We start from the raw sequence: 21,831 nt of genomic DNA on the forward strand, positions 1-21,831 counted from the left end.
CGGCAAGCGGTTGACCCGGGCGGCAAGCCGGGTCTTTCCTCTCGACCATGTCTTTTGCAAGCCGGATCACCCGCGTTCCATTCGCCGTGCAGCCCGACCGGGGGCAGGAGGTGCGTGCCAGGTTTTCGGATGTCGCGCCCGAGATTGGCGATCTGATCGAAGGAACGGCGGGAACCAGCCCCTATCTCGCAGGTCTGATCGAGCGCGAGGCGGATTGGCTCGAAGAGGCGCTGGACATGGGCGCAGAGGCCGCGCGGGATGCCGTGCTGGATGGCATCGTCGTAGAAGCCGAGCATGCAACCGATCCGGGCGCGGCGCTGCGCGCGGCGAAACGGCGGATCGCCTTGCTTGCGGCGCTTGCAGACCTCGGGGGTGTCTGGCCGCTTGAAACAGTGACCGCTGCGCTTACCGAGCTTGCCGACAGGGCGACCCACCGCGCGCTTACCTTTGGAGTTGGAGCGGAGATACGACGCGGGAAACTCCCCTCCATCGCGCCGGAAGATGCGGCGATCGGTGCGGGCCTCGTGGCGCTCGCCATGGGCAAGATGGGGGCGCATGAGCTCAACTATTCTTCCGATATCGACCTGATTGTTCTCTTTGACGAAACAAAGTTCTCGGATGACGACGTGGCCGAGGTGCGGCCCGTCCTGATCCGGGCCACACGTCGCATGACGGCGCTTCTGGGTGATGTCACGTCGGAGGGATATGTCTTCCGAACCGATCTACGGCTTCGCCCCGACCCGGGGGTTATGCCCGTGTGTCTCTCGATGGAGGCGGCGGAACGATACTATGAAAGCGTCGGTCGAACGTGGGAGCGAGCGGCCTATATCAAAGCGCGGGCCTGTGCGGGAGACATCGCGGCAGGCGAGAAGTTTCTCGAGCGGCTGACGCCCTTCGTCTGGCGCCGCCACCTGGACTATGCCGCCATCCAGGATGCGCACGACATGCGCCTCAAGATCAGGGAACACAAGGCGCCCGCTCGCCGGGCGCTTGAAGGATTCAACGTCAAGCTGGGGCCAGGCGGCATTCGCGAGATCGAGTTCTATACCCAGACCCGCCAGATCATAGCCGGTGGTCGCGACCCGGGCCTCAGGCAGCGCGGCACTGAAGAGGCGCTTCGCGCTCTGGAGGCCAAGGGCTGGACGGGAGAGGCCGAGATCCTGATCTCGGATTACCGTGCCCATCGCGAGGTCGAGCATCGGTTGCAGATGCTGAACGATCAGCAGACCCACGATCTGCCGGCCACGGCGGAAGGGTTCGACAGGCTGGCGGCCTTCATGGGGCGCGAAAGCGCGGGCCTTAGATCCGAGATCCGCGAGCGGCTTGATCGGGTGCACCGGATTACGGAAGGCTTCTTCGCTCCGGGTACGGCCAAGGATGCACCTGAAGTCAGCGCCTCGATGTCGGAAGTGGTGGGCCGATGGCCAAGCTATCCCGCGCTTCGAAGCGCACGCGCGGCAGAGATCTTCGCGCGGGTGCGCCCGGAAATCCTGTCTCGGCTTGAAAGGGCGGCCCGTCCCGAAGAGGCGCTCAACCACATCGACAGCTTTCTCAAGGGTCTGCCCGCGGGTGTTCAGCTTTTTTCGCTTTTCGATGCGAACCCGCAGCTCATCGACCTGATCGTCGACATCGCGGCAACAAGCCCCGCCTTGGCAGAGTACCTGTCCCGCCACTCCGATGTCCTAGACGCTGTGATCGGCGGCGGGTTCTTTGCGGAATGGCCGGGTGAAAGGGTGCTTGCCGCCGATCTGTCAAAACGCCTTGCGGTCGAAGGAGATTACGAGGCTCGTCTGCTTGCCGCGCGCCGGTGGCGAAACGACTGGCATTTCCGTATCGGCGTTCACCATTTGAGGGGGCTGATCGACGGCCGGGATGCGGGTGCGCAATACGCAGATCTGGCCGGTGCCGTTCTTGCCGCGCTCTGGCCGGTGGTGGTGGATGAGTTTTCGCGCAAGCACGGGGCGCCACCGGGCCGGGGCGCGACCATTCTGGGCATGGGATCTCTCGGATCAAGCGCGCTGACGTCGTCATCCGACCTGGACATCATCGTGATCTACGACGATGCGGGAGTGGAAAGTTCCGAGGGCCGCCGGCCACTTCCCGCGCGCATGTACTATGCGCGCCTGACCCAGGCCTTCGTGACTGCGCTCACCGCGCAGATGGGGCCGGGCCGGCTTTACGAGGCGGATATGCGGTTGAGGCCATCGGGGCGCCAGGGGCCCGTTGCGACGAGCCTTGCGGGCTTCAAGACTTATCAGGAGACAGATGCCTGGACATGGGAGCATCTCGCGCTCACCCGTGCTCGCGCAGTGGCGGGATCGCCCGAGATCGGCGCGGAGGTGGAGGCGTTCCGGGTGTCGCTTCTGTCGCTGGAGCGCAGCGCAGCGAAGGTGATGGCGGATGTCGCCGAGATGCGCGGGCGGCTCGCGGCCGCGCGGCCCGGTTCGTCCTGGGATGCGAAATCGGGCCGTGGGCGGCTTCAGGATATTTCCCTTCTCGCGCAGGCCGGGGCGCTTCTGTCAGGCGCGGGCGTGCGCGGAGTGCAGGACCAGATCCTTGAAGGAGCGAATGCTCTTGGACTGGAGGAACGAGAGGCGCAGCGCCTTTGTGACGCCTATGCACTTTTCTGGTGCATCCAGGCCGCCCAGCGGCTGATGACGTCGGATGCCTTCGATCCCGATGAGGTGGGGCAGGGCGGGCGTTCGTTTTTGTTGCGCGAAACGCAAGCTGCGGATATGGCGGCGCTTGAACAGGCCGCGGCGGGGGCCGCGGCGCAGGCGGGCGATATCATCGACCGAGTTCTTGCGACATTTGGGGAGAATGGCCGTGGCGCGCAGCAGGGATGCGATTGATCCCAAGGGGTTGATCCGCGAGGCCTACAGGATCGAGGGGATCGGCCTGCCCGAGTGCCGCTCGATCTTCCTGGATTGGGCAATCGGCGTACCCGACGGGGAGGAGCCGAAGGCGCTGATCACGGCTCTGCTCGAACGCTACGCCGACGAGCCGTCAGACCATCCGATGACGCAGGTTCTGAGCGAGGGGCTGAATGCACCGGAGCGGACGGGGCGCCGCGGCGGGCGGCGTGCCCGGCAAGAGGCGGGGAAGGGCGAGGCCTAGCTCCCCCTTGCCCTCGCCCAGTCGGAAGGCGATATCCATGGATATCGATTAGGAAGGGAGCCAAAAGGTTCATGGCATTGCCCGTTAGAGAGCAGTTTACCTACTGGGGCATTGCAGCGGCTGTCTTCGTTCTGGCGCTCTGGGCGCTTGGCGACGTGCTGTTGCCGTTTATCCTTGGTGCAGCGATCGCCTATTGCCTCGACCCGATTGCGGATCGCCTGGAGGCAATCGGCATGTCCCGGATCGCCGCAACGGTCACGATTACCTTCTTCGCAATCCTCGTGTTCCTTCTGGCCGCGATCCTCGTCATCCCGACGCTGATTCAGCAGGCCGACGAACTGATCAGGGCGGCACCACAGATTTTCCAGAACCTGCAAAGCTTCCTGTCCGAACGCTTCCCGGCGCTTCTGGAGGAAGGGTCGACCCTCCGTCGTTCGCTTACGGATTTCGCCGAGATGCTCCGCTCCCGCGGTGGGGAACTTGCCAATCAGCTTCTGACAGGCGTCTCGAGCCTGGTGAACGTGATGGTTCTGGTGGTTCTGGTGCCGGTCGTCACCTTCTATCTGCTGCTCGACTGGGATCATATCGTTGCGCGGATCGACAGGCTGCTGCCGCGCGATCATGCCCCCGCGATACGCCAGATCGCCCGCGATATCGACCGGACGATGGCGGGTTTTGTGCGCGGGCAGGGCACGGTCTGCCTGATCCTCGGGATCTATTACGCCGTTGCCCTGATGCTGGTCGGCCTGAATTTCGGGCTGGTCGTTGGCTTCATCGCAGGCGCGTTGACCTTCATTCCCTATGTGGGTGCGCTGGTGGGCGGGGTTCTGGCCATCGGTCTTGCGCTGTTTCAGTTCTGGGGCGACTGGGTTTGGATCGTTGTCGTCTGGGCGATCTTTCAATCCGGTCAGTTTGTGGAAGGCAATCTTCTGACGCCAAAGCTTGTGGGCTCTTCCGTCGGGCTCCATCCCGTGACGCTGATCCTTGCGCTTTCGGTCTTCGGGGCGCTGTTCGGCTTCGTCGGTCTTCTTGTGGCTGTTCCGGCGGCGGCCGCGCTGGGCGTCATCGTGCGCTTCCTGATCGGGAAATACACCGAAAGCCGCCTTTACCGCGGCCTCGAAGGGCGTGACGACGACGTATGACGCATCGTCAGCTGACATTCGACCTTCCTGTGCGCGAGGCACGGGGGCTTGCGGATTTCTTCGTCTCGCCGGCGAATGAAACTGCGCTCGCCGCGATCGAGGGATGGGAGGACTGGCCTTTCGGAAAACTCGTGCTGACAGGTCCGCAAGGGGCGGGGAAGACGCATCTGGCCCATGTATGGGCCACTTTGTCGGGCGCAGAGGTCCTTCCGGCCTTCGATCTGCGGGAAAGCGATGTCCCGGCCCTTTCGGACGCCAGAGCGATTGCACTTGAAGACATGGATCGCGGGCCGCTCGACGAACGTGCGATCTTTCATCTTCACAATATGCTGGCCGAGCGGGGCAGGGCCCTTCTGATGACCGCGCGCGTGCCGCCGCGGGACTGGAATTTGCAGTTGCCTGATCTCTTCAGTCGTGTGAGTGCGGCAACCGTCGTTTCGGTGTCCGCACCCGATGACGCCTTGCTGCAGGCCGTTTTGATCAAACAGTTCACGGACAGGCAGCTTTCCGTATCGCCCGATCTGATCGGCTGGCTTTTGCGCAGGATCGACCGGTCTTTCGATGCAGCACGCCGTGCGGTTGAAACCCTTGACGCCGCAGCACTTGCCGAAGGGCGCCCCGTTACTCGCGCCTTCGCAGCGCGTTTGCTGGACAATCTGACGGAAGATCGCGCATAACTGTCATCCTACCGTTACAGAGTGACCATTAGGCCCGTGCCATGCGTGAGTCGGATTTTCTAAAAGCTGCTTTTCCTGCGCCCAAGCCGCCGGATGGCGACATGGAAGGGCCGAAACGGTTCTTCAATCGCGAGCTGAGCTGGCTGGCTTTCAACTGGCGGGTGCTTGAGGAGGCGTCGAACCCGCGGGTTCCGCTTCTGGAGCGGCTGAGGTTCCTCTCGATTTCCGCCTCGAACCTCGACGAGTTCTACACGGTTCGCGTGGCCGGCCTGCGCGAACTTGCTCAGGCGGGAAACACGACGCCCGGGTCAGACGGTCTTTCCCCCGCCGAGCAGCTGGTTTTGATCGATCGCGATGCGCGAAACCTGATCAAGAGCCAGGGCGATGCATGGGATGCTCTGAAACGCGAGATGGAAACAGCCGGGATAAGCCTGCTGGATCGCCACGGCCTGACTCAGGACGATACGGAATATCTGGATGACGTGTTCCTGCGCCAGGTTTTCCCGATCCTGTCGCCGCTTGCGATCGACCCCGCGCACCCGTTCCCGTTCATCCCGAACGGCGGCTTCAGCCTCGCACTTCAGTTGAAACGCAAATCGGATGGACGCAATCTTCAGGCGCTTCTGCCGATTCCGCATCAGATCAATCGCTTTGTGCGCCTACCGGCTGAACCGGGGCAGCACCGCTTTCTGCCGCTCGAAGAACTTCTGCTTCTCAGGCTCGAAATACTGTTCCCAGGTTACGCGCTGAAGGGCCAATGCGCGTTCCGCGTTCTGCGCGACAGTGATCTGGAGGTCGAGGACGAAGCCGAAGATCTGGTTCGCGAATTCGAGGTGGCGCTGAAGCGCAGGCGGCGGGGCGAGGTTGTGCGCCTGAAGATCTCGTCCGGTGCGCCCGAGGGCCTGCGCGCGGTAATCCAGGACGAGTTGATGGTCCGCGACCCTGAGGTGATCGAGATCGACGGTCTGATCGGCATGAATGCGCTGTCGGAGCTTGTGCTGGACGAGCGGCCCGATCTGCTCTGGCCGTCCTTTACCCCCCGTGTGCCCGAGCGCGTGCAGGATTACGAAGGCGACATGTTCGCGGCGATCCGTCAGAAGGACATGCTGCTCCATCACCCATACGAGACTTTCGACATGGTCATCCGGTTCCTTAAACAGGCCGCGACCGACCCGAATGTCGTGGCGATCAAGCAAACGCTGTACCGCACGTCGCGCGATAGCCCGATCGTCGAGGCACTTTGCGAGGCGGCGGAAGACGGGAAGTCGGTGACGGCGTTTGTCGAACTGAAAGCGCGGTTCGACGAGGCTGCGAATATCCGCCAGTCACGCCGGCTGGAACGCGCAGGCGCTCATGTCGTCTATGGCTTCATCAACTACAAGACCCACGCCAAGATCTCGACCGTCGTTCGGCGCGAGGGTGGGGAACTCGTGACCTACACGCATTTCGGCACAGGCAACTACCACCCGATCACTGCGAAAATATACACCGACCTGTCCCTCTTTACCTGCGATACGGCGCTCGGGCGGGATGCGACGAAGGTCTTCAACTACCTCTCGGGCTATGCACAGCCATCGCGGCTCGAGAACCTCTCGATCTCGCCTCTGACGCTCAAGACGACCCTTCTGGAGCGGATTGCAGAAGAGGCGGAATATGCACTGGCGGGCCGTCCGGCCGAGATCTGGGCAAAGATGAACTCGCTGATCGAAGAGGATGTGATCGACGCTCTTTACCTTGCAAGCCAGGCAGGCGTGAAGATCAATCTCGTGGTTCGCGGAATCTGCGGTTTACGACCAGGAATCAAAGGCCTATCCGAAAATATCCGCGTGAAATCCATCGTTGGGCGGTTTCTGGAACACTCCCGCATTGTCTGTTTCGGGGCCGGGCACGGCCTGCCGTCCAAACGGGCACGTGTCTACATTTCCTCGGCGGACTGGATGGGACGGAACCTTAACCGGCGCGTCGAGACACTTGTCGAGATCACCAACTCTACCGTTCAAAGCCAGATCGTCGGCCAGATCATGTCGGCCAACCTTGCCGACACGGCGCAAAGCTGGATCCTGCGGCCCGACGGCACCTTCGACCGGCCGGATGACGGAAGCGACGGAGAGCCGTTCAGCTGTCACCGGTTTTTCATGGAAACACCGTCCCTGTCAGGCCGCGGATCGGCAGGCGCGTCGGATGCGCCGGTGCTGGCACGGGCAAAGGATTGACATGACCGGCACCGTGCCGGACCGGATTTCTCTTTGACGGCGGTGTGGCTCTGCGCCAAGGTCCGGCACGGACAGAGACCTGCGTGAAGAAGGCTGATGGACGGAGCGACAGACGACCCGAGCGACGATTGGGGCCCGTTCGGGCGCCCGTTATTCGATGATCCTTCGGCACGTGCGCTGTCGCGCGTGGGTGTCATCGACGTGGGATCGAACTCAGTGCGGCTTGTCGTGTTCGACGGCGCGGCGCGAAGCCCGGCCTACTTCTACAACGAAAAGGTCATGGCGGGGCTTGGCGCGGGGCTTGCCGACACGGGGCGCCTGAACCCCGAGGGCCGCGAACGCGCGTTTGCCGCGATCAAGCGGTTCTGCCTTCTGGCGGATGGAATGGGGATCAGCCCGCTGACGGCTGTGGCCACGGCGGCGATGCGCGAGGCCGAGGATGGCCCGGCCTTCCGGAGAGAAATCGAGGCAGCGACCGGTCTGAAGATCTGGGTGATCGACGGCGAGGAGGAGGCTCGGCTTTCGGCACAGGGCGTGCTTCTGGGCTGGCCAGGGGCCTACGGTCTGGTCTCCGATATCGGCGGGTCGTCGATGGAACTTGCCGAACTCAAGGACGGCCGGGTTGGGCGGCGCGTGAGTTCACGGCTCGGACCGCTTCGGCTCAAAACGATATCGGGCGGCAACAAGGCAATTGCCAAGCACATCAAGACCGTGATGTCCGATCTCAAGGATAGGATGGGCGAGCAAAAGGACCGCCTGTTCCTTGTCGGTGGATCCTGGCGGGCGATTGCGAGGATCGATATGGTGCGGCGCTCCTATCCGCTCACCGTGCTTCACGAATACCGGATGACCCGCGAGGATGTGCAGGAGACGCTGCGCTTCATTGCCGAAACCGACGTTGACGAACTTCGCCAGATTACCGGGATCGGGGAGACGCGGATGGCGCTCGTGCCGCTCGCGTCCGAGGTTCTGAGCGCGATGTTGAAGGCCTTCGATCCCCATGACATCGCCGTTTCAAGCTACGGCATTCGGGAGGGCATGCTTTACGAGCAGATGCCGCAGCGGTTGCGCGAGCGCGATCCTCTGATTGAGGCCTGCCGCTTCTATGAACAGAAAGACGCGCGTTTGCCGGGCTTCGGCCGCCGCCTTTACAAGTTCATCGAACCGCTATTTCCGGGGGCGCCCTACGAAGAATTGCGGCTCGTGCGTGCGGCCTGCCTTTTGCACGATGTCAGTTGGCGCGCGCATCCCGATTACCGCCACGAGGTGACGTTCGAGGCGGCGACGCGCGCCAACCTCGGCGGCGTCACGCATCCGGAGCGCGTGTTCCTCGGTCTGTCTCTTCTCCATCGCTACAAGAATTCGCGCGCCGGTGTTCGTCATGAAGAACTGATTGATCTTCTCTCGGAGGACGAGATCCGGAGTGCGGAGATCCTGGGCAAGGCGATGCGTTTCGGTGCGATGCTTTCGGCGCAGAGCCCCGATCTGATGGGGCGGCTCGACTGGGATGCCGGCGCGGGCAAGCTGACGATGTATCTTGCGCGCGGGGCCGAGGATTTGCTTGGCGAGGTTGCCGAGGCAAGGTTCATGTCCCTCGCCTCGGCGCTTGGTGCAGAGCCGGAGATCGTGCGCCCCGAGGGCCCCTAACCGGCGAGCGCCTTGCCAAGTCTTGGCAGACGTGCGCGCTTCAGCAGGGTGCGAAGCGGCAGAGGATCGGGAGACAGCCGTTCGGCGGTCGCGTGAACCGCACCGATGACAGCACGTACGGCATCCGGATTGGCCTTCAGCGCCTCCAGAAGAAACGGATCGGGTGCACGCAGGAAGATGCCTTCGCGGGACAAGGCACGCGGTGGAAAGTCGCGCAGGTTCTGGGTCAGAAGGCTGTCTGCGCCGCCGTCGATTGCCGCCGCGAGCACGTGGGTGTCCGCAGGATCAGGGAGTCTCAGCCGGGCTTCGGTTTCTACTGAGACTTCGATTTCCGCATCCGGCCAGGCATCGCGCACCCGCGCGATCTCAACCCGGGCCAGATCACCGTCGCCGCGGCGCTGGGCGGCCCGCGCCCATTCCTCGAGTATCCTGCCCGACCACAAGGGCGTGAAGAAGCCGGTTGCGGCCACGCCCAGCACGATTTCGCGCAGGACGGTCGGGTAAAGCACGTTAGCGTCGATCAGCACACGGCTCATGGCAGAAGTCGGAAGAACAGCGCCTTGAGATAGGCGCTTTCCGCCAGGTGGGGGTGTTGCGGGTGATCGGGGCCGGCGGCCCCGGTGTGAATGAGTTGCGCCTCGCGCCCCGCGCGCCCGATGCCCCGAAGCGACGCCGCGCGGAAGGCCGCCAGATCGACCGCATGCGAGCAGGAACAGAGCACGAGATATCCGCCTTTCGCGACGAGAGGGGAGGCAAGGCGCGCCACCTTTTCATAGGCCCTCAATCCTGCATCGAGCGCCTGGCGCGAGGGTGCAAAGGCGGGAGGATCGCAGACAACCAGATCGAATTCCCGGCCTTCTCCGGCGAGTGCTGCGAGTGTTTCGAACGCGTCACCCTGCTTTGTGCTGAAGCGGGCGTCCATGCCGCTTGCGCGCGCACCCGCTTCTGCCAGCGCAAGGGCCGGGGCCGAGGCGTCGACGGCGAGCGCAGAGGCCGCGCCACCCGCAAGAGCAGCAAGGGCGAAGCCGCCGACATGGCTGAACACGTCAACCACACGCGCCCCACTGGCCAGCCGCTGCGCGAAGGCGTGGTTCGGTCTCTGATCGTAGAACAACCCGGTTTTCTGCCCAGCCACGATATCGGCAAGGTAGGTGGCGCCGTTCATCGGCACCGGAAGGGCATCGCCGAGTGCGCCCGACAAGAGCATGCTCTCGTCGTCAAGACCTTCGAGCGCCCGGGCGCGGCCGCTTGCGTTCTTGTAGACCGTTGGCATGCCGAGCCCGGAAAGCGCGTCACGAAACATCTCGCATCGCTGGTCGGCCCAGGCGGCATTGGGTTGAAGGACGGCCACGTCGCCGAACCGATCGATCACCACGCCGGGCAGACCATCGGCCTCTGCATGAACAAGCCGGTAATGCGGACTGTCGAACAGCCTTTCGCGCAGGTCGAGCGCCGTTTTCAGCCGCCGGGCAAGCCAATCCGCCTCGATCGTTTCTTTGGCATCCCGATCCAGTATCCGGGCGGCGATCTTCGACTGCGGGTTGATGGCGACCAGGGCCACATCGCGCCGCTCTGCATCTTCCAGTATGGCGATTGCGCCCGCTGGAATGGACCGCGTGCGGCGATCCATGACAATCTGATTGGCATAGACCCACGGCGCACCGCGCCGTATCGGGCGCGGATCGGTCTTCGGCAGAAGGCGGATTCGGGGCAGGGCGTCTGTCATCCGCTCCGCCTACGCGATTCTGGGCAGAACGAAAATCCCGGGCGCGGCGAAAGGCACCGGCCCGGGATCTTGCGGCGAGGCGCAGCCCGTCGCCGGGCGCAGCCTCAACTCTATTCTGTCTCAGATCGCCCGTGTCACGCGGTGAAACGGCAGGGCCGCCCAGCGGGTGAGCTTCGTCACCCCGTTGCGCACGGCTTCGGCACGCATTTTGCGCGCTTCCAGTTCGATTGCGGCATAGTCGATCGGTGAATTGGGATCGAACGGTTTCATATTCCTTATCCTCTTCCGGAGTGTCTTGCGTTTCCTCCTCGTGACAAGAGGTAAGAAAGCGCACTGCGTTGAACCACCACCATTGCGGCAACTCCGCTATGCGTTTGCTGCAAGCATAATCTTGCGGATGCGGGTGGAATTGTTAGCGCTAACTATGTATGAACTGAACAAACGCGTGATAATGATCCGGAGACAAGCCAATGGCCCTCAACCAGACCGTCGCCCGTGTAACCGAGCGGATTGTCGAGCGGAGCCGCGAGCGACGGCACCTCTATCTCGACCAGATCGCACGGGCTGCAGAGGCAGGGCCGAAGCGTGCGCATCTCACCTGCGGAAATCAGGCTCACGCCTATGCGGCGATGGGAGAGGACAAAACCCGGCTTGTCGAGGGGCGGGTGCCCAATATCGGGATCATCACGGCTTATAACGACATGCTGTCAGCGCATCAGCCGTTCGAAACATATCCTGCCCGCATCAAGCAGGCGGCCCGCGACGCGGGCGGCACGGCGCAGGTTGCGGGCGGCGTGCCCGCCATGTGCGATGGTGTCACTCAGGGCCAGACTGGAATGGAGCTTTCGCTGTTCTCGCGCGACGTGATCGCAATGGCGGCGGGCGTGGCGCTCAGCCACAATACGTTCGACGCGGCGCTTTATCTCGGTGTCTGTGACAAGATCGTGCCGGGGCTCGTGATCGCTGCCGCAACCTTCGGCCATCTGCCAGGGCTTTTTGTGCCCGCAGGGCCGATGGTAAGCGGGCTGCCGAATGACGAGAAGGCGAAGGTGCGCCAGCAGTTCGCCGCCGGTGAAGTCGGGCGCGACAAGCTTATGGAAGCCGAGATGGCATCCTACCACGGGCCAGGCACCTGCACATTCTACGGCACGGCGAACTCGAACCAGATGCTGATGGAATTCATGGGGCTTCACCTGCCCGGGTCGAGCTTTGTGAACCCGGGCGCGCCGCTGCGCGATGCGCTGACAGAAGCCGCGACACGGCGGGCGCTTGAGATCACGGCCCTCGGAAACGATTTCCGCCCTGTAGGCCATGTCCTCGATGAGAAGGCCTTCGTGAACGGGATCGTCGGCCTGATGGCGACGGGCGGATCGACGAACCTAGTGATTCACCTCCCGGCGATGGCGCGGGCCGCCGGTGTTCTGCTTGATATCGAAGATTTTAACGATCTGTCGGCGGTGGTTCCGCTTATGGCGAAGGTCTATCCGAACGGTCTGGCGGACGTGAACCACTTCCACGCGGCAGGTGGGCTTGCCTACATGATCGGCGAACTCTTGTCGGAGGGGCTGCTCCATTCCGATACGCTGACGGTCGCTGGCGACGGTCTCGGCGCCTATAGCAAGGAGCCGAGGCTCATCGACGGCGAACTGAATTGGGCCCAGGGCCCGCGCGTCTCGGAGAATGACAAGATCCTGCGGCCGGTGTCAGACCCGTTCCAAGCAACCGGGGGGCTGCGCGAACTGAAGGGCAATATCGGGCGGAGCGTCATGAAGGTGTCTGCCGTGAAGCCCGAGCACCGGGTGATCGAGGCGAATGCGCGCGTGTTCCACGACCAGGAAGATGTGAAGGCGGCGTTCAAGGCCGGGGCCTTCACCGAGGATACGATCGTCGTTGTCCGGTACCAGGGCCCGGCAGCGAACGGAATGCCGGAACTGCATTCTCTGACCCCGATCCTTGCAGTGCTTCTTGACCGGGGGCTCAAGGTGGCGCTCGTCACTGATGGCAGGATGTCCGGGGCTTCGGGCAAGGTGCCTGCCGCAATCCACGTAAGCCCCGAAGGCGCGAAGGGCGGGGCGATCGCGAAACTGCGCGATGGCGACCGTGTTCGGGTCGATGCGGAGGCAGGGGTGCTCGAGGTTCTGGAAGAGGGCTTCGAGGCACGCGAGATCGCCGAGGCGGATCTCAGCGCCAATGAAAGCGGGTTGGGGCGCGAGCTTTTTGCGATGTTCCGCGAAAGCTGTGGTCTTGCCGCGGAAGGTGCGGGTGTGGCAGTGCGATGACGGACGGAACGGAGAAGACGCAATGACCCCAAGCGAAGCTAGCGAACGGGCGCTTGAAATCTGTCGGCTGGCGCCGGTGATTCCGGTTCTCGTAATCGAGGATGCAGAACGTGCCGAGGGGCTGGCCCAGGCGCTCGTCTCCGGCGGTCTGCCTGCGCTTGAGGTGACGCTGCGAACGCCTGCTGCGCTTGATGTCATCCGCGAGATGGCGCGCGTCGAGGGCGGCGTGGTCGGGGCGGGAACACTTCTGACACCGGCCGATGTGCATGCGGCAAAGGAAGCCGGTGCGCTTTTCGGCGTGTCGCCCGGCGCGACCGACCGGCTTCTCGATGCCTGCGAGGACGCGGACCTCCCGCTTTTGCCCGGCGCCGCCACGGCGACCGAAGCGATGCGCCTTCTGGAGCGGGGCTACACGGTACAGAAATTCTTTCCAGCCGAGGCATCGGGCGGCGCGCCTGCCCTCAAGGCGATCGGCGCGCCCCTGCCGCAGATTACATTCTGCCCGACCGGCGGAATCGATTTGACGAAGGCGCGGACATACCTTGCCCTTCCGAATACCGTCTGTGTCGGTGGATCGTGGGTGGCGCCGAAGGAAAGCGTTGGCCGCGGAGACTGGAATGCGGTCGAAGCCCTCGCGCGCGAGGCTTCGGCACTCGGAGGTTAACGAAGGTCATTTCAGCCGGAGAGAGTGGGGCTCCGCCCCACACCCCGGAGTATTTACGCCAAAATGAAGATTGGATCAGAACGGGATCTCGTCGTCCATGTCGCCTGCGGGAGCCGGGCTGCCATAGCCGCCGCCACCGCCGCGGGACTGGTCCTCCATGTAGCCGCCACCGCCGCCGCCCATGCCGCCACCGCCTTCGCCGCGGCCATCGAGCATGACCATCGTAGAATTGTAGGGCCGCAGGACGACCTCGGTCGAGTACCGGTCCTGCCCCGACTGGTCCTGCCATTTGCGGGTTTCAAGCTGGCCTTCGAGATAAACCTTCGAGCCCTTGCGCAGATATTGCTCCGCTGTCCGCGCCAGCGGCTCCGAAAAGATTGCCACCGAATGCCACTCGGTCCGCTCGCGGCGTTCGCCGGTGTTCCTGTCCTTCCAGGTCTCCGATGTCGCCACTCTCAGGTTGCAGACCTTGCCGCCGTTCTGAAAGGTGCGCACTTCCGGGTCGCGCCCAAGATTGCCCACCAGGATCACCTTGTTAACCGAGCCTGCCATCGCTTTCGCCTCCCGTCGATTCTGTTGGTTCAGCCGACCCTACACTTGGCCGAACGTGGTTAACAGTAGGTCAATTGAGGCGTGATCACGGAGGGTTGGCTGATTGCGGCGAACCGGCTAGTCTGGCGCGGTCTTTTATCTTGGGGGACAGTGAATGAGACGACTTGCCATCGTCACGCTCTCGTTTGCATTTTCGGCGGCGGCCTTGCCGGTTCTTGCCGAAACGCTAAGCGTGTCATCCAAGAGCCGGCAGAAGCTTTTCAAGAGCCAGACCAGTGTCCTGGATTCCCGGGCAGCGCAGCAATACGCGAACTCGGTGCGGCTGACGCCGAGCTACACGATCCCCGGGCGTGATCCGGTTTTGCCCGCATATGCCGGATCCTATCGTGGTCAGTATCTCAACGTCGCGACGCAGATTGCGCGCAAGCACAACGTGCCGGTCGATCTTTTCCTGCGGCTCGTGCAGCAGGAAAGCGGCTGGAACCCTCGTGCGGTCTCTCACAAGGGCGCGCGCGGTCTTGCGCAACTGATGCCGGCGACCGCGCGCGTGCTGGGCGTCAATCCGGACGATCCGGTGCAGAACCTCGAAGGTGGCGCGCGGTACCTGAGGATGCAGTACGAAAAGTTCCGCTCGTGGCGGCTTGCCCTCGCCGCATACAATGCTGGCCCGGGCGCGGTCGAGAAATACGGTGGCATTCCACCCTACCGCGAGACGCAGGGCTATGTGAAAGCGATCCTCGGCTCCTGAGGCGCCCGGCCGGAGAGGTGCGCGATTTCTTCGACGGTCCGGGCGATTTCGTCGGTCAGCCAGGCCACGAACCTTTGCAGTTGCGGACGGGCCAGTGCCTCGGGCCGGATCGCAAGGCGGTAGGGTTCAGGCGCAAGAAGATGCTGTTCGCGGGGCAGAGGCAGGACGACCCGCCCTTCGGCGACGTCGCGGGCGGCAAGCGAAAGCCCACAGACGAGGAAGCCCACATTATCGCGCACAGCTTCAAGCGCGACACGCGCATGTTGGTAGTGCGGCCCCCGGTCGGGGCCCTCGCGGCGGTGACCGAATGTTTCGAACCAGGCAACCCAGCCGGGGTGGTTGTCGCTGCGCCGGTGCGCTTCGAGATGCAGAAGCGGCATACCCTGCATCTGAAGCACAGGGTCCCAGTCGCCGATCCGCCGAACGTTGTCCGGCCCCGTGATCGGCATCAGGATGTCGGTGTAAAGCGGTTCGCCGGAAGTCCCGCCGTATTCGATCCGGCAATCCGGCGCGCCAAGGCGAACCGGAACATCCCCTTCGCCGTTGATGCAGAAAAGGATATTGGGATGCTCGGCACGAAACGTTTCGAGCCGGGGCAGGAGCCAGAGTTCCGCCCAATCCGGCTCGGCGACGATATGAATTTCGGTGACTCTTTGAAAATCCAGCTTCTCGGTGACACGGTCGAGTGCCGCGAAGGCGGTTCTGAGATCATCAAGCGCCGCTTCCAACTCGCGGGTGGGCCATAGGCCGGACCGCCCCCTGAGGAGGAGTTCGGTTCCGAGGTAATCTTCGAGCCCGCGAATCCGCTGGCCCACGGCCGCCGGCGAAATGCCGATTTCACGCGCGGCTTCGGTGAGGGAGCCGCGGCGCAGTGCGATTTCGAGCGCCTGAAGGGCGCGAAGATGCGTGGTTGCCGGCATTTGATAAAGCTTACCTTTAATTCGATAAGATTTCCATGTCTTTACCAAAGCTTGGCTTCAGTGAGGAAAAGAAAATTGGGTTATACCCGCCGTGCTATGTCCGGCAGACTGGGGCCATCGACATCGGAGGAGTAACGCCATGACTATGAAACGCTTCATCATCGAACGTGAGATCCCGGGGATCGGCGCGATGTCCCTGACCGAGCTTTGCGGCGCCGCCCGCGCATCGAACAAGGCACTGAGCGAGATCGGGACGGGTATTCAGTGGCAACACAGTTACGTTGCCGGCGACAAGACCTATTGCGTCTACCTCGCCCAGGATGAAGACGCGATCCGCAAGCATTCCGAACTGAGCGGCATTCCCGTGGGATCGATCACGGAAGTGCCGCAGATCATCGATCCGCTGACCGCGAACAACTGACCCCTGGCGATCCGGGGATGGATACGCCCGCCCTGCGTCCGGCGCAGGGCGGGATTGTCCCTGCGGCAACGGCGCACGGGTGACACAGCACTCCTCTTGTGGCAGATAGTTTAACGTCAAACAATCTGGCTCGATGCTGATCTCCGGAGGGATTCATGGCAGGAAAATCGTTCGATGTCGTTGTGATCGGGGCGGGCCCCGGCGGATACGTGGCCGCGATCCGGGCAAGCCAGTTGGGTCTGAAGGTCGCGATCGTCGAGCGGGAGCATATGGGCGGGATCTGCCTGAACTGGGGCTGCATCCCCACGAAGGCGATGCTGCGGTCCTCGGAAGTGTTCCACCTGATGCACCGGGCGAAGGAGTTCGGCCTGAAAGCCGAGGGTATCGGCTATGATCTCGACGCCGTGGTGAAACGCTCGCGCGCCGTTGCCAAGCAGTTGAATTCCGGTGTCGGCCACCTGATGAAGAAGAACAAGGTCGAGGTGGTGATGGGCGAAGCGACCCTGCCGTCGAAAGGCAAGGTCAGCGTCAAGACGGACAAGGGCACCGAAGAGCTTTCGGCCAAAAACATCATTCTGGCGACCGGAGCGCGCGCGCGTGAGCTTCCAGGGCTGGAAGCCGACGGTGATCTCGTCTGGACCTACAAGCACGCCCTGATGCCGCCGCGGATGCCGAAGAAACTCCTCGTGATCGGATCGGGCGCGATCGGAATTGAATTTGCGAGTTTCTACAACACGCTGGGCGCCGAAACGACGGTTGTCGAAGTCATGGATCGGATTCTGCCGGTCGAGGATGCCGAAATCTCGGCCTTCGCGAAGAAGAGTTTCGCGAAGCAGGGCATGACGATCATGGAGAAGACCATGGTCAAGCAGCTTGATCGCGGCAAGGGCAAGGTGACGGCCCATATCGAGGCGAACGGAAAGGTCGAGAAGCAGGATTTCGACACGGTGATCTCGGCTGTGGGCATCGTCGGAAATGTCGAGGGCCTGGGGCTTGAAGCGCTGGGCGTCAAGATCGACCGGACGCATGTGGTGACCGATGCCTATTGCCGAACCGGCGTCGAAGGACTTTACGCAATCGGCGATATCGCAGGCGCGCCCTGGCTTGCCCACAAGGCCAGCCATGAAGGCGTGATGGTGGCCGAACTGATCGCGGGCAAGAACAACGTACATCCCGTGAAGCCCGAAAGCATTGCGGGCTGCACCTACTGCCACCCGCAGGTGGCCTCCGTCGGGTATTCCGAAGCGAAGGCGAAGGAACTCGGCTATGACGTCAAGGTCGGCCGTTTCCCGTTCATCGGGAATGGCAAGGCCATCGCGCTGGGCGAGCAGGAGGGCATGATCAAGACGGTGTTCGATGCCAAGACGGGCGAACTGCTGGGCGCGCATATGATCGGTGCGGAAGTGACGGAGATGATCCAGGGCTACGTGGTTGGCCGCCAGCTCGAAACGACGGAGGAAGACCTGATGGAAACGGTCTTCCCGCATCCGACGATCTCGGAAGCGATGCACGAGGCCGTGTTGGATGCCTATGACCGGGTGATCCACATCTGATAGCACGAAGTTGCCGGGGCTCTCAGGGGAGCCCCGCCTTCTGCTTGGTGACCGCCGCGGGCGTATTGACCTTGTGGCCCGCGCGGCGGAAAACGGCGCATGCGCACTGACTGGCGGCTGATCCTCCTTTTATTCGTCGCCGGCCTTTTCGCCGCGGCGCAGTTCGCGAAGATTGCGCTGACGCTTGATGATCTCGCGCTGATCTACCCCGACAGACCGGTGGCGTTTGCCGTTTCGGCCCAATCGGTGATGGGAGTTCTGTTTGGTGTGACGGCGGGCGTCATCGTGGCGCGTCTAGGGGCAAGGCGTGTTCTGTTGGCGGCGCTTCTCGCGGGGGCCGGCTTTTCTGCGGTGCAGGCCATGCTGCCGCCCTTTCCGCTGTTCATGGCCCTGCGCCTCGCGGAGGGCGCGGCCCATCTGGCGCTCGTCGTTGCGGCACCGACACTGATGGCGGCAGTCGCGGCGCCGCGCGACATCTCGGTCGCGATGGGGCTTTGGGGCACTTTCTTCGGCGTCGGCTTTGCTGCCGCTGCCGCCGCGGTGCCGTTTCTCGGCGGGCCGACGGCGGTATATCTCGTTCATGGGGCTGGGCTTCTCGTGCTCGCCGCCGTGCTCTGGCCTATCCTGCCGAAGGTCATGCCGCCCTCTCAGCCGGGCGAAGGCCTGCTTGCACGCCACCTTGCCATTTACCGTAACCCGCGTGTCTTCGCAGGGGCTGCCGGATTCCTATGGCATGCGGCGACGTTTCTCGGTCTTCTGACGTTCCTGCCCCGGTTTCTCGGTGGGTGGACCGGCCCTGTTCTACCTCTGGCAGCGCTCGTAGGAACGTTCGGGGCAGGGGTTCTGGCGAGGCGGATTTCCCCGGCACGGATCACGGCGTTTGGATACGGGGCCAGCATTCTGGGGCTGGGTCTGCTGCTTATGGTGCCCGAAACGCTGCGCGCGCCCCTCGCGCTGCTTGTCTTCGTTTTCATAGGGCTGATTCCGGGAGGGGCCTTTGCCACGATCCCGTGGCTCAACCCCGATCCCGCAGATCGCGCCCGTGGCAACGGCGCGCTCGCACAGATGGGCAATGTCGGAACCTTCCTGTCCGTGCCTCTCTTCTCCGTAACGCTCGGGGCCGGGCTCGCGGGGCCCGTGGCGCTTGCCGCCGCGATCTCTGCCGCCGGTTTGGGCGCGCTTTGGCTTATCCACAGAAAGATTGCCAAATCCGCGTGACGGGCGACCGATGTTCGCTTAATGTTCCGCTAACGCCATTGAGTCTCGCCAAGGCGTTGCTATCTAGTGCGCTTGCCCCTGAACGAGGACGACGATGCCCGAGCTTAAGAAGATCGAGGTGCGCGGCGCGCGCGAGCACAACCTCAAGAATGTCGATGTGGATATCCCGCGCGACGAGCTTGTGGTGATCACCGGACTGTCGGGGTCGGGCAAATCCTCGCTTGCCTTCGACACGATCTATGCCGAGGGGCAGCGCCGGTATGTGGAAAGCCTGTCGGCCTATGCGCGGCAGTTCCTCGACATGATGGAAAAACCCGATGTCGATCACATCACGGGCCTCTCGCCGGCGATTTCCATAGAGCAGAAGACCACCTCGAAGAACCCGCGTTCCACCGTGGGGACGGTGACCGAGATCTACGACTACTTGCGCCTTCTTTTTGCGCGGGCAGGCACGCCTTACAGCCCGGCCACCGGTCAGCCCATCGAGGCGCAGCAGGTGCAGGACATGGTCGATCGCGTCATGACGATGGAGGAGGGGACGCGCGCCTATCTTCTTGCCCCCATCGTGCGGGATCGGAAGGGGGAATACCGCAAGGAGTTCCTCGAATTGCGCAAGCAGGGTTTCCAAAGGGTCAAGGTCGACGGTGAGTTCTATGAACTCGACGAGCCCCCGACGCTCGACAAGAAGTTTCGCCACGATATCGACGTGGTTGTCGATCGCATCGTGGTGCGCGAGGGGGTTGAAACACGGCTTGCCGACAGTTTCCGTACCGCGCTCGATCTCGCCGATGGAATCGCGATCCTCGAGACAGCTCCGAAAGAAGGCGACCCTGAACGCGTGACATTTTCGGAGAACTTCGCTTGCCCGGTGTCAGGATTCACGATCCCGGAGATCGAGCCGCGTCTCTTCTCGTTCAACGCGCCCTTCGGCGCCTGCCCCGACTGCGATGGCCTGGGCGTGGAGCTCTTCTTCGATGAACGGCTTGTCGTTCCCGACCAGAACCTGAAGGTCTATGACGGGGCGCTAGCACCATGGCGCAAGGGTAAAAGCCCTTATTTTCTGCAGACGATCGAAGCGATCGCGAAGCACTACGAGTTCGACAAGAGCACCAAGTGGAAGGATCTGCCGGCCCACGTGCAGCAGGTTTTCCTTTACGGCTCGAACGGCGAAGAGATCCAGTTCCGCTATGACGAAGGTGGCCGGGTCTACCAGGTGAAGCGGCCCTTCGAAGGCGTCATTCCCAATATGGAACGGCGCTATCGCGAGACCGATTCAAGCTGGATCCGCGAGGAATTCGAGCGCTACCAGAACAATCGCCCCTGTCATACCTGCCACGGGTTCCGCCTGCGGCCCGAAGCGCTGGCGGTCAAGATCGCCGGGCTGCACGTGGGCGAGGTGGTACAGAAGTCGATCCGCGAAGCCCTGGAATGGATCGAGGATGCGCCGAACCATCTGACAAAACAAAAGAACGAGATTGCCTACGCGATTCTGAAGGAAATCCGCGAGCGTCTAGGCTTTCTGAACAACGTGGGCCTCGAATACCTGACACTCAGCCGGAATGCCGGAACACTGTCAGGCGGTGAGAGCCAGCGTATCCGCCTTGCAAGCCAGATCGGCAGCGGGCTGACCGGTGTGCTCTACGTCCTCGATGAACCCTCTATCGGGCTTCACCAGCGCGACAACGGACGGCTTCTGACGACGCTCAAGAACCTTCGCGATCAGGGCAATACCGTAATCGTCGTTGAACACGACGAAGAGGCGATCCGCGAGGCGGATTTCGTTCTCGACATTGGCCCTGGCGCCGGTGTGCATGGCGGCGAGATCGTGGCCCAGGGTACACCTGCGGAAATCGCGGCGAACCCGAACTCGATCACCGGCGAATACCTGACCGGCACGCGCGAGATCGCAGTGCCAGCAACCCGCCGGAAGGGGAACAAGAAAAAGGTTACCGTCGTCAATGCCGTGGGCAACAACCTGAAGTCGGTGACGGCCGAGTTTCCCCTCGGCAAGTTCGTCTGCGTTACAGGGGTTTCGGGGGGCGGCAAGTCGACGCTTACAATCGAAACGCTGTTCAAGACTGCCTCAATGCGCCTGAACGGCGCGCGGCAGACGCCGGCACCCTGTGAAACGATCAAGGGGCTCGAGCACCTGGACAAAGTGATCGATATCGATCAGCGTCCGATCGGCCGCACCCCGCGGTCGAACCCGGCCACGTACACCGGCGCCTTCACGCCAATCCGCGACTGGTTCGCCGGATTGCCCGAGGCAAAGGCGCGCGGGTACAAACCCGGCCGCTTCAGCTTCAACGTCAAAGGCGGGCGCTGCGAGGCGTGCCAGGGCGACGGCGTCATCAAGATCGAGATGCACTTCCTGCCGGATGTCTATGTCACCTGCGAAACCTGCAAGGGCGCGCGCTACAACCGAGAAACGCTTGAGATCAAGTTCAAGGGCAAAAGCATTGCAGACGTGCTCGACATGACTGTCGAGGACGCACAGGAATTCTTCAAGGCTGTGCCATCCATCCGCGAGAAGATGGACGCCCTCGTGCGCGTGGGCCTTGGCTACATCAAGGTCGGGCAGCAGGCGACAACGCTGTCAGGTGGCGAGGCGCAGCGCGTGAAACTTTCCAAGGAACTGTCGAAAAGATCGACGGGGCGGACGCTGTATATCCTCGACGAACCCACAACGGGCCTTCATTTCGAAGACGTGCGGAAGCTTCTGGAGGTTCTTCACGAACTCGTCGAACAGGGCAATTCCGTTATCGTGATCGAGCATAACCTTGATGTCATCAAGACAGCCGACTGGATCATCGATATCGGCCCCGAAGGTGGCGATGGCGGCGGAACGATCGTGGCGGAAGGTACGCCCGAGGATGTGTCGGATGTTTCGGAAAGTCACACCGGGCACTATCTCAAAGAGATGCTGAGCGCCCGGCGCGTTGCGGCAGAATAAG

The 21,831-nt window shown here is 62.8% G+C and carries 18 protein-coding genes; 13 read left to right on the top strand and 5 right to left on the bottom strand.

Annotated elements, in window-relative coordinates; genetic code table 11:
- Positions 1–47: 47 nt before the first annotated feature.
- The 6 genes from RXV90_RS18360 to RXV90_RS18385 all read left to right on the top strand — a co-directional run bounded on the left by RXV90_RS18360 (position 48) and on the right by RXV90_RS18385 (position 8,796).
- Entirely contained in the window at positions 48–2,852 is a 2,805-nt protein-coding gene (locus RXV90_RS18360; RefSeq protein ID WP_316650404.1) for a [protein-PII] uridylyltransferase family protein, read from the top strand.
- Positions 2,827–3,117 carry a hypothetical protein gene (locus tag RXV90_RS18365; RefSeq protein WP_316650406.1) on the top strand — a complete coding sequence of 97 codons (291 nt, stop codon included), beginning with the start codon at positions 2,827–2,829 and terminating at the stop codon, positions 3,115–3,117. Before RXV90_RS18360 ends, RXV90_RS18365 begins: the two co-directional genes overlap by 26 nt.
- A gap of 71 nt (positions 3,118–3,188) precedes the next feature.
- Positions 3,189–4,259 (top strand): AI-2E family transporter, encoded by a 1,071-nt coding sequence (locus tag RXV90_RS18370; RefSeq protein WP_316650408.1) that lies wholly within the window; start codon positions 3,189–3,191, stop codon positions 4,257–4,259.
- A complete protein-coding gene (locus RXV90_RS18375) occupies positions 4,256–4,936 on the top strand; it encodes a P-loop NTPase family protein (RefSeq protein ID WP_316650412.1) in 681 nt (226 codons plus the stop codon). The genes RXV90_RS18370 and RXV90_RS18375 overlap by 4 nt, the downstream gene beginning before the upstream one ends.
- 41 nt (positions 4,937–4,977) lie before the next feature.
- Positions 4,978–7,149 (top strand): RNA degradosome polyphosphate kinase, encoded by a 2,172-nt coding sequence (locus tag RXV90_RS18380; protein ID WP_316650414.1) that lies wholly within the window; start codon positions 4,978–4,980, stop codon positions 7,147–7,149.
- Between the two features lie 96 nt (positions 7,150–7,245).
- Positions 7,246–8,796, top strand: a complete 1,551-nt coding sequence (locus RXV90_RS18385; RefSeq protein ID WP_316650415.1) for a Ppx/GppA family phosphatase — start codon at positions 7,246–7,248, stop codon at positions 8,794–8,796.
- On the opposite strand, the gene RXV90_RS18390 is transcribed toward RXV90_RS18385, so the two are convergent.
- The 3 genes from RXV90_RS18390 to RXV90_RS18400 form a co-directional block, all read right to left on the bottom strand.
- Positions 8,793–9,332: an RSP_2648 family PIN domain-containing protein gene (locus RXV90_RS18390; RefSeq protein WP_316650417.1), complete on the bottom strand. Its 540-nt coding sequence runs from the start codon at positions 9,330–9,332 to the stop codon at positions 8,793–8,795. The genes RXV90_RS18385 and RXV90_RS18390 overlap by 4 nt on opposite strands.
- Positions 9,329–10,522, bottom strand: a complete 1,194-nt coding sequence (locus tag RXV90_RS18395) for an RSP_2647 family RNA methyltransferase (RefSeq protein WP_316650418.1) — start codon at positions 10,520–10,522, stop codon at positions 9,329–9,331. Before RXV90_RS18395 ends, RXV90_RS18390 begins: the two co-directional genes overlap by 4 nt.
- 120 nt (positions 10,523–10,642) lie before the next feature.
- On the bottom strand, positions 10,643–10,792 hold the full coding sequence (locus RXV90_RS18400) for an RSP_7527 family protein (protein WP_316650421.1): 150 nt from the start codon (positions 10,790–10,792) through the stop codon (positions 10,643–10,645).
- 200 nt (positions 10,793–10,992) lie between these two features.
- Between RXV90_RS18400 and edd the strand changes: the two genes are divergently transcribed.
- Together edd and eda are read left to right on the top strand one after the other, a co-directional pair.
- On the top strand, positions 10,993–12,801 hold the full coding sequence (edd, locus tag RXV90_RS18405) for a phosphogluconate dehydratase (RefSeq protein WP_316650424.1): 1,809 nt from the start codon (positions 10,993–10,995) through the stop codon (positions 12,799–12,801).
- 22 nt (positions 12,802–12,823) lie between these two features.
- Complete coding sequence (gene eda / locus RXV90_RS18410; RefSeq protein WP_316650427.1) at positions 12,824–13,465, top strand: bifunctional 4-hydroxy-2-oxoglutarate aldolase/2-dehydro-3-deoxy-phosphogluconate aldolase; 642 nt, start codon at positions 12,824–12,826, stop codon at positions 13,463–13,465.
- 75 nt (positions 13,466–13,540) lie between these two features.
- Here eda and ssb read toward each other — a convergent pair whose 3' ends face one another.
- The gene (gene ssb / locus RXV90_RS18415; protein ID WP_316650429.1) at positions 13,541–14,017 is read right to left on the bottom strand and encodes a single-stranded DNA-binding protein; all 477 of its coding nucleotides are present in this window, start codon (positions 14,015–14,017) and stop codon (positions 13,541–13,543) included.
- A gap of 154 nt (positions 14,018–14,171) precedes the next feature.
- Between ssb and RXV90_RS18420 the strand changes: the two genes are divergently transcribed.
- Positions 14,172–14,765, top strand: coding sequence for a lytic transglycosylase domain-containing protein (locus RXV90_RS18420; protein ID WP_316650433.1), 594 nt, complete (start codon positions 14,172–14,174; stop codon positions 14,763–14,765).
- Here the strand turns inward: RXV90_RS18420 and RXV90_RS18425 are convergent.
- Positions 14,738–15,685 (bottom strand): LysR family transcriptional regulator, encoded by a 948-nt coding sequence (locus RXV90_RS18425; RefSeq protein ID WP_316650435.1) that lies wholly within the window; start codon positions 15,683–15,685, stop codon positions 14,738–14,740. The genes RXV90_RS18420 and RXV90_RS18425 overlap by 28 nt on opposite strands.
- Positions 15,686–15,824: 139 nt before the next feature.
- On the opposite strand from RXV90_RS18425, the gene RXV90_RS18430 reads away from it, so the two are divergent.
- From RXV90_RS18430 to uvrA, 4 genes are all read left to right on the top strand, one after another.
- Positions 15,825–16,106 (top strand): DUF4242 domain-containing protein, encoded by a 282-nt coding sequence (locus tag RXV90_RS18430; protein ID WP_316650438.1) that lies wholly within the window; start codon positions 15,825–15,827, stop codon positions 16,104–16,106.
- A gap of 155 nt (positions 16,107–16,261) precedes the next feature.
- The gene (gene lpdA, locus RXV90_RS18435) at positions 16,262–17,659 is read left to right on the top strand and encodes a dihydrolipoyl dehydrogenase (protein WP_316650441.1); all 1,398 of its coding nucleotides are present in this window, start codon (positions 16,262–16,264) and stop codon (positions 17,657–17,659) included.
- Positions 17,660–17,758: 99 nt separating this feature from the next.
- On the top strand, positions 17,759–18,877 hold the full coding sequence (locus RXV90_RS18440; protein ID WP_316650443.1) for an MFS transporter: 1,119 nt from the start codon (positions 17,759–17,761) through the stop codon (positions 18,875–18,877).
- Positions 18,878–18,971: 94 nt separating this feature from the next.
- The gene (uvrA, locus tag RXV90_RS18445) at positions 18,972–21,830 is read left to right on the top strand and encodes an excinuclease ABC subunit UvrA (protein ID WP_316650445.1); all 2,859 of its coding nucleotides are present in this window, start codon (positions 18,972–18,974) and stop codon (positions 21,828–21,830) included.
- Position 21,831: the final 1 nt, after the last annotated feature.

Source organism: Ovoidimarina sediminis (assembly GCF_032586175.1).
In the GTDB taxonomy this organism is placed as follows: Bacteria; Pseudomonadota; Alphaproteobacteria; order Rhodobacterales; family Rhodobacteraceae; genus Ovoidimarina; species Ovoidimarina sediminis.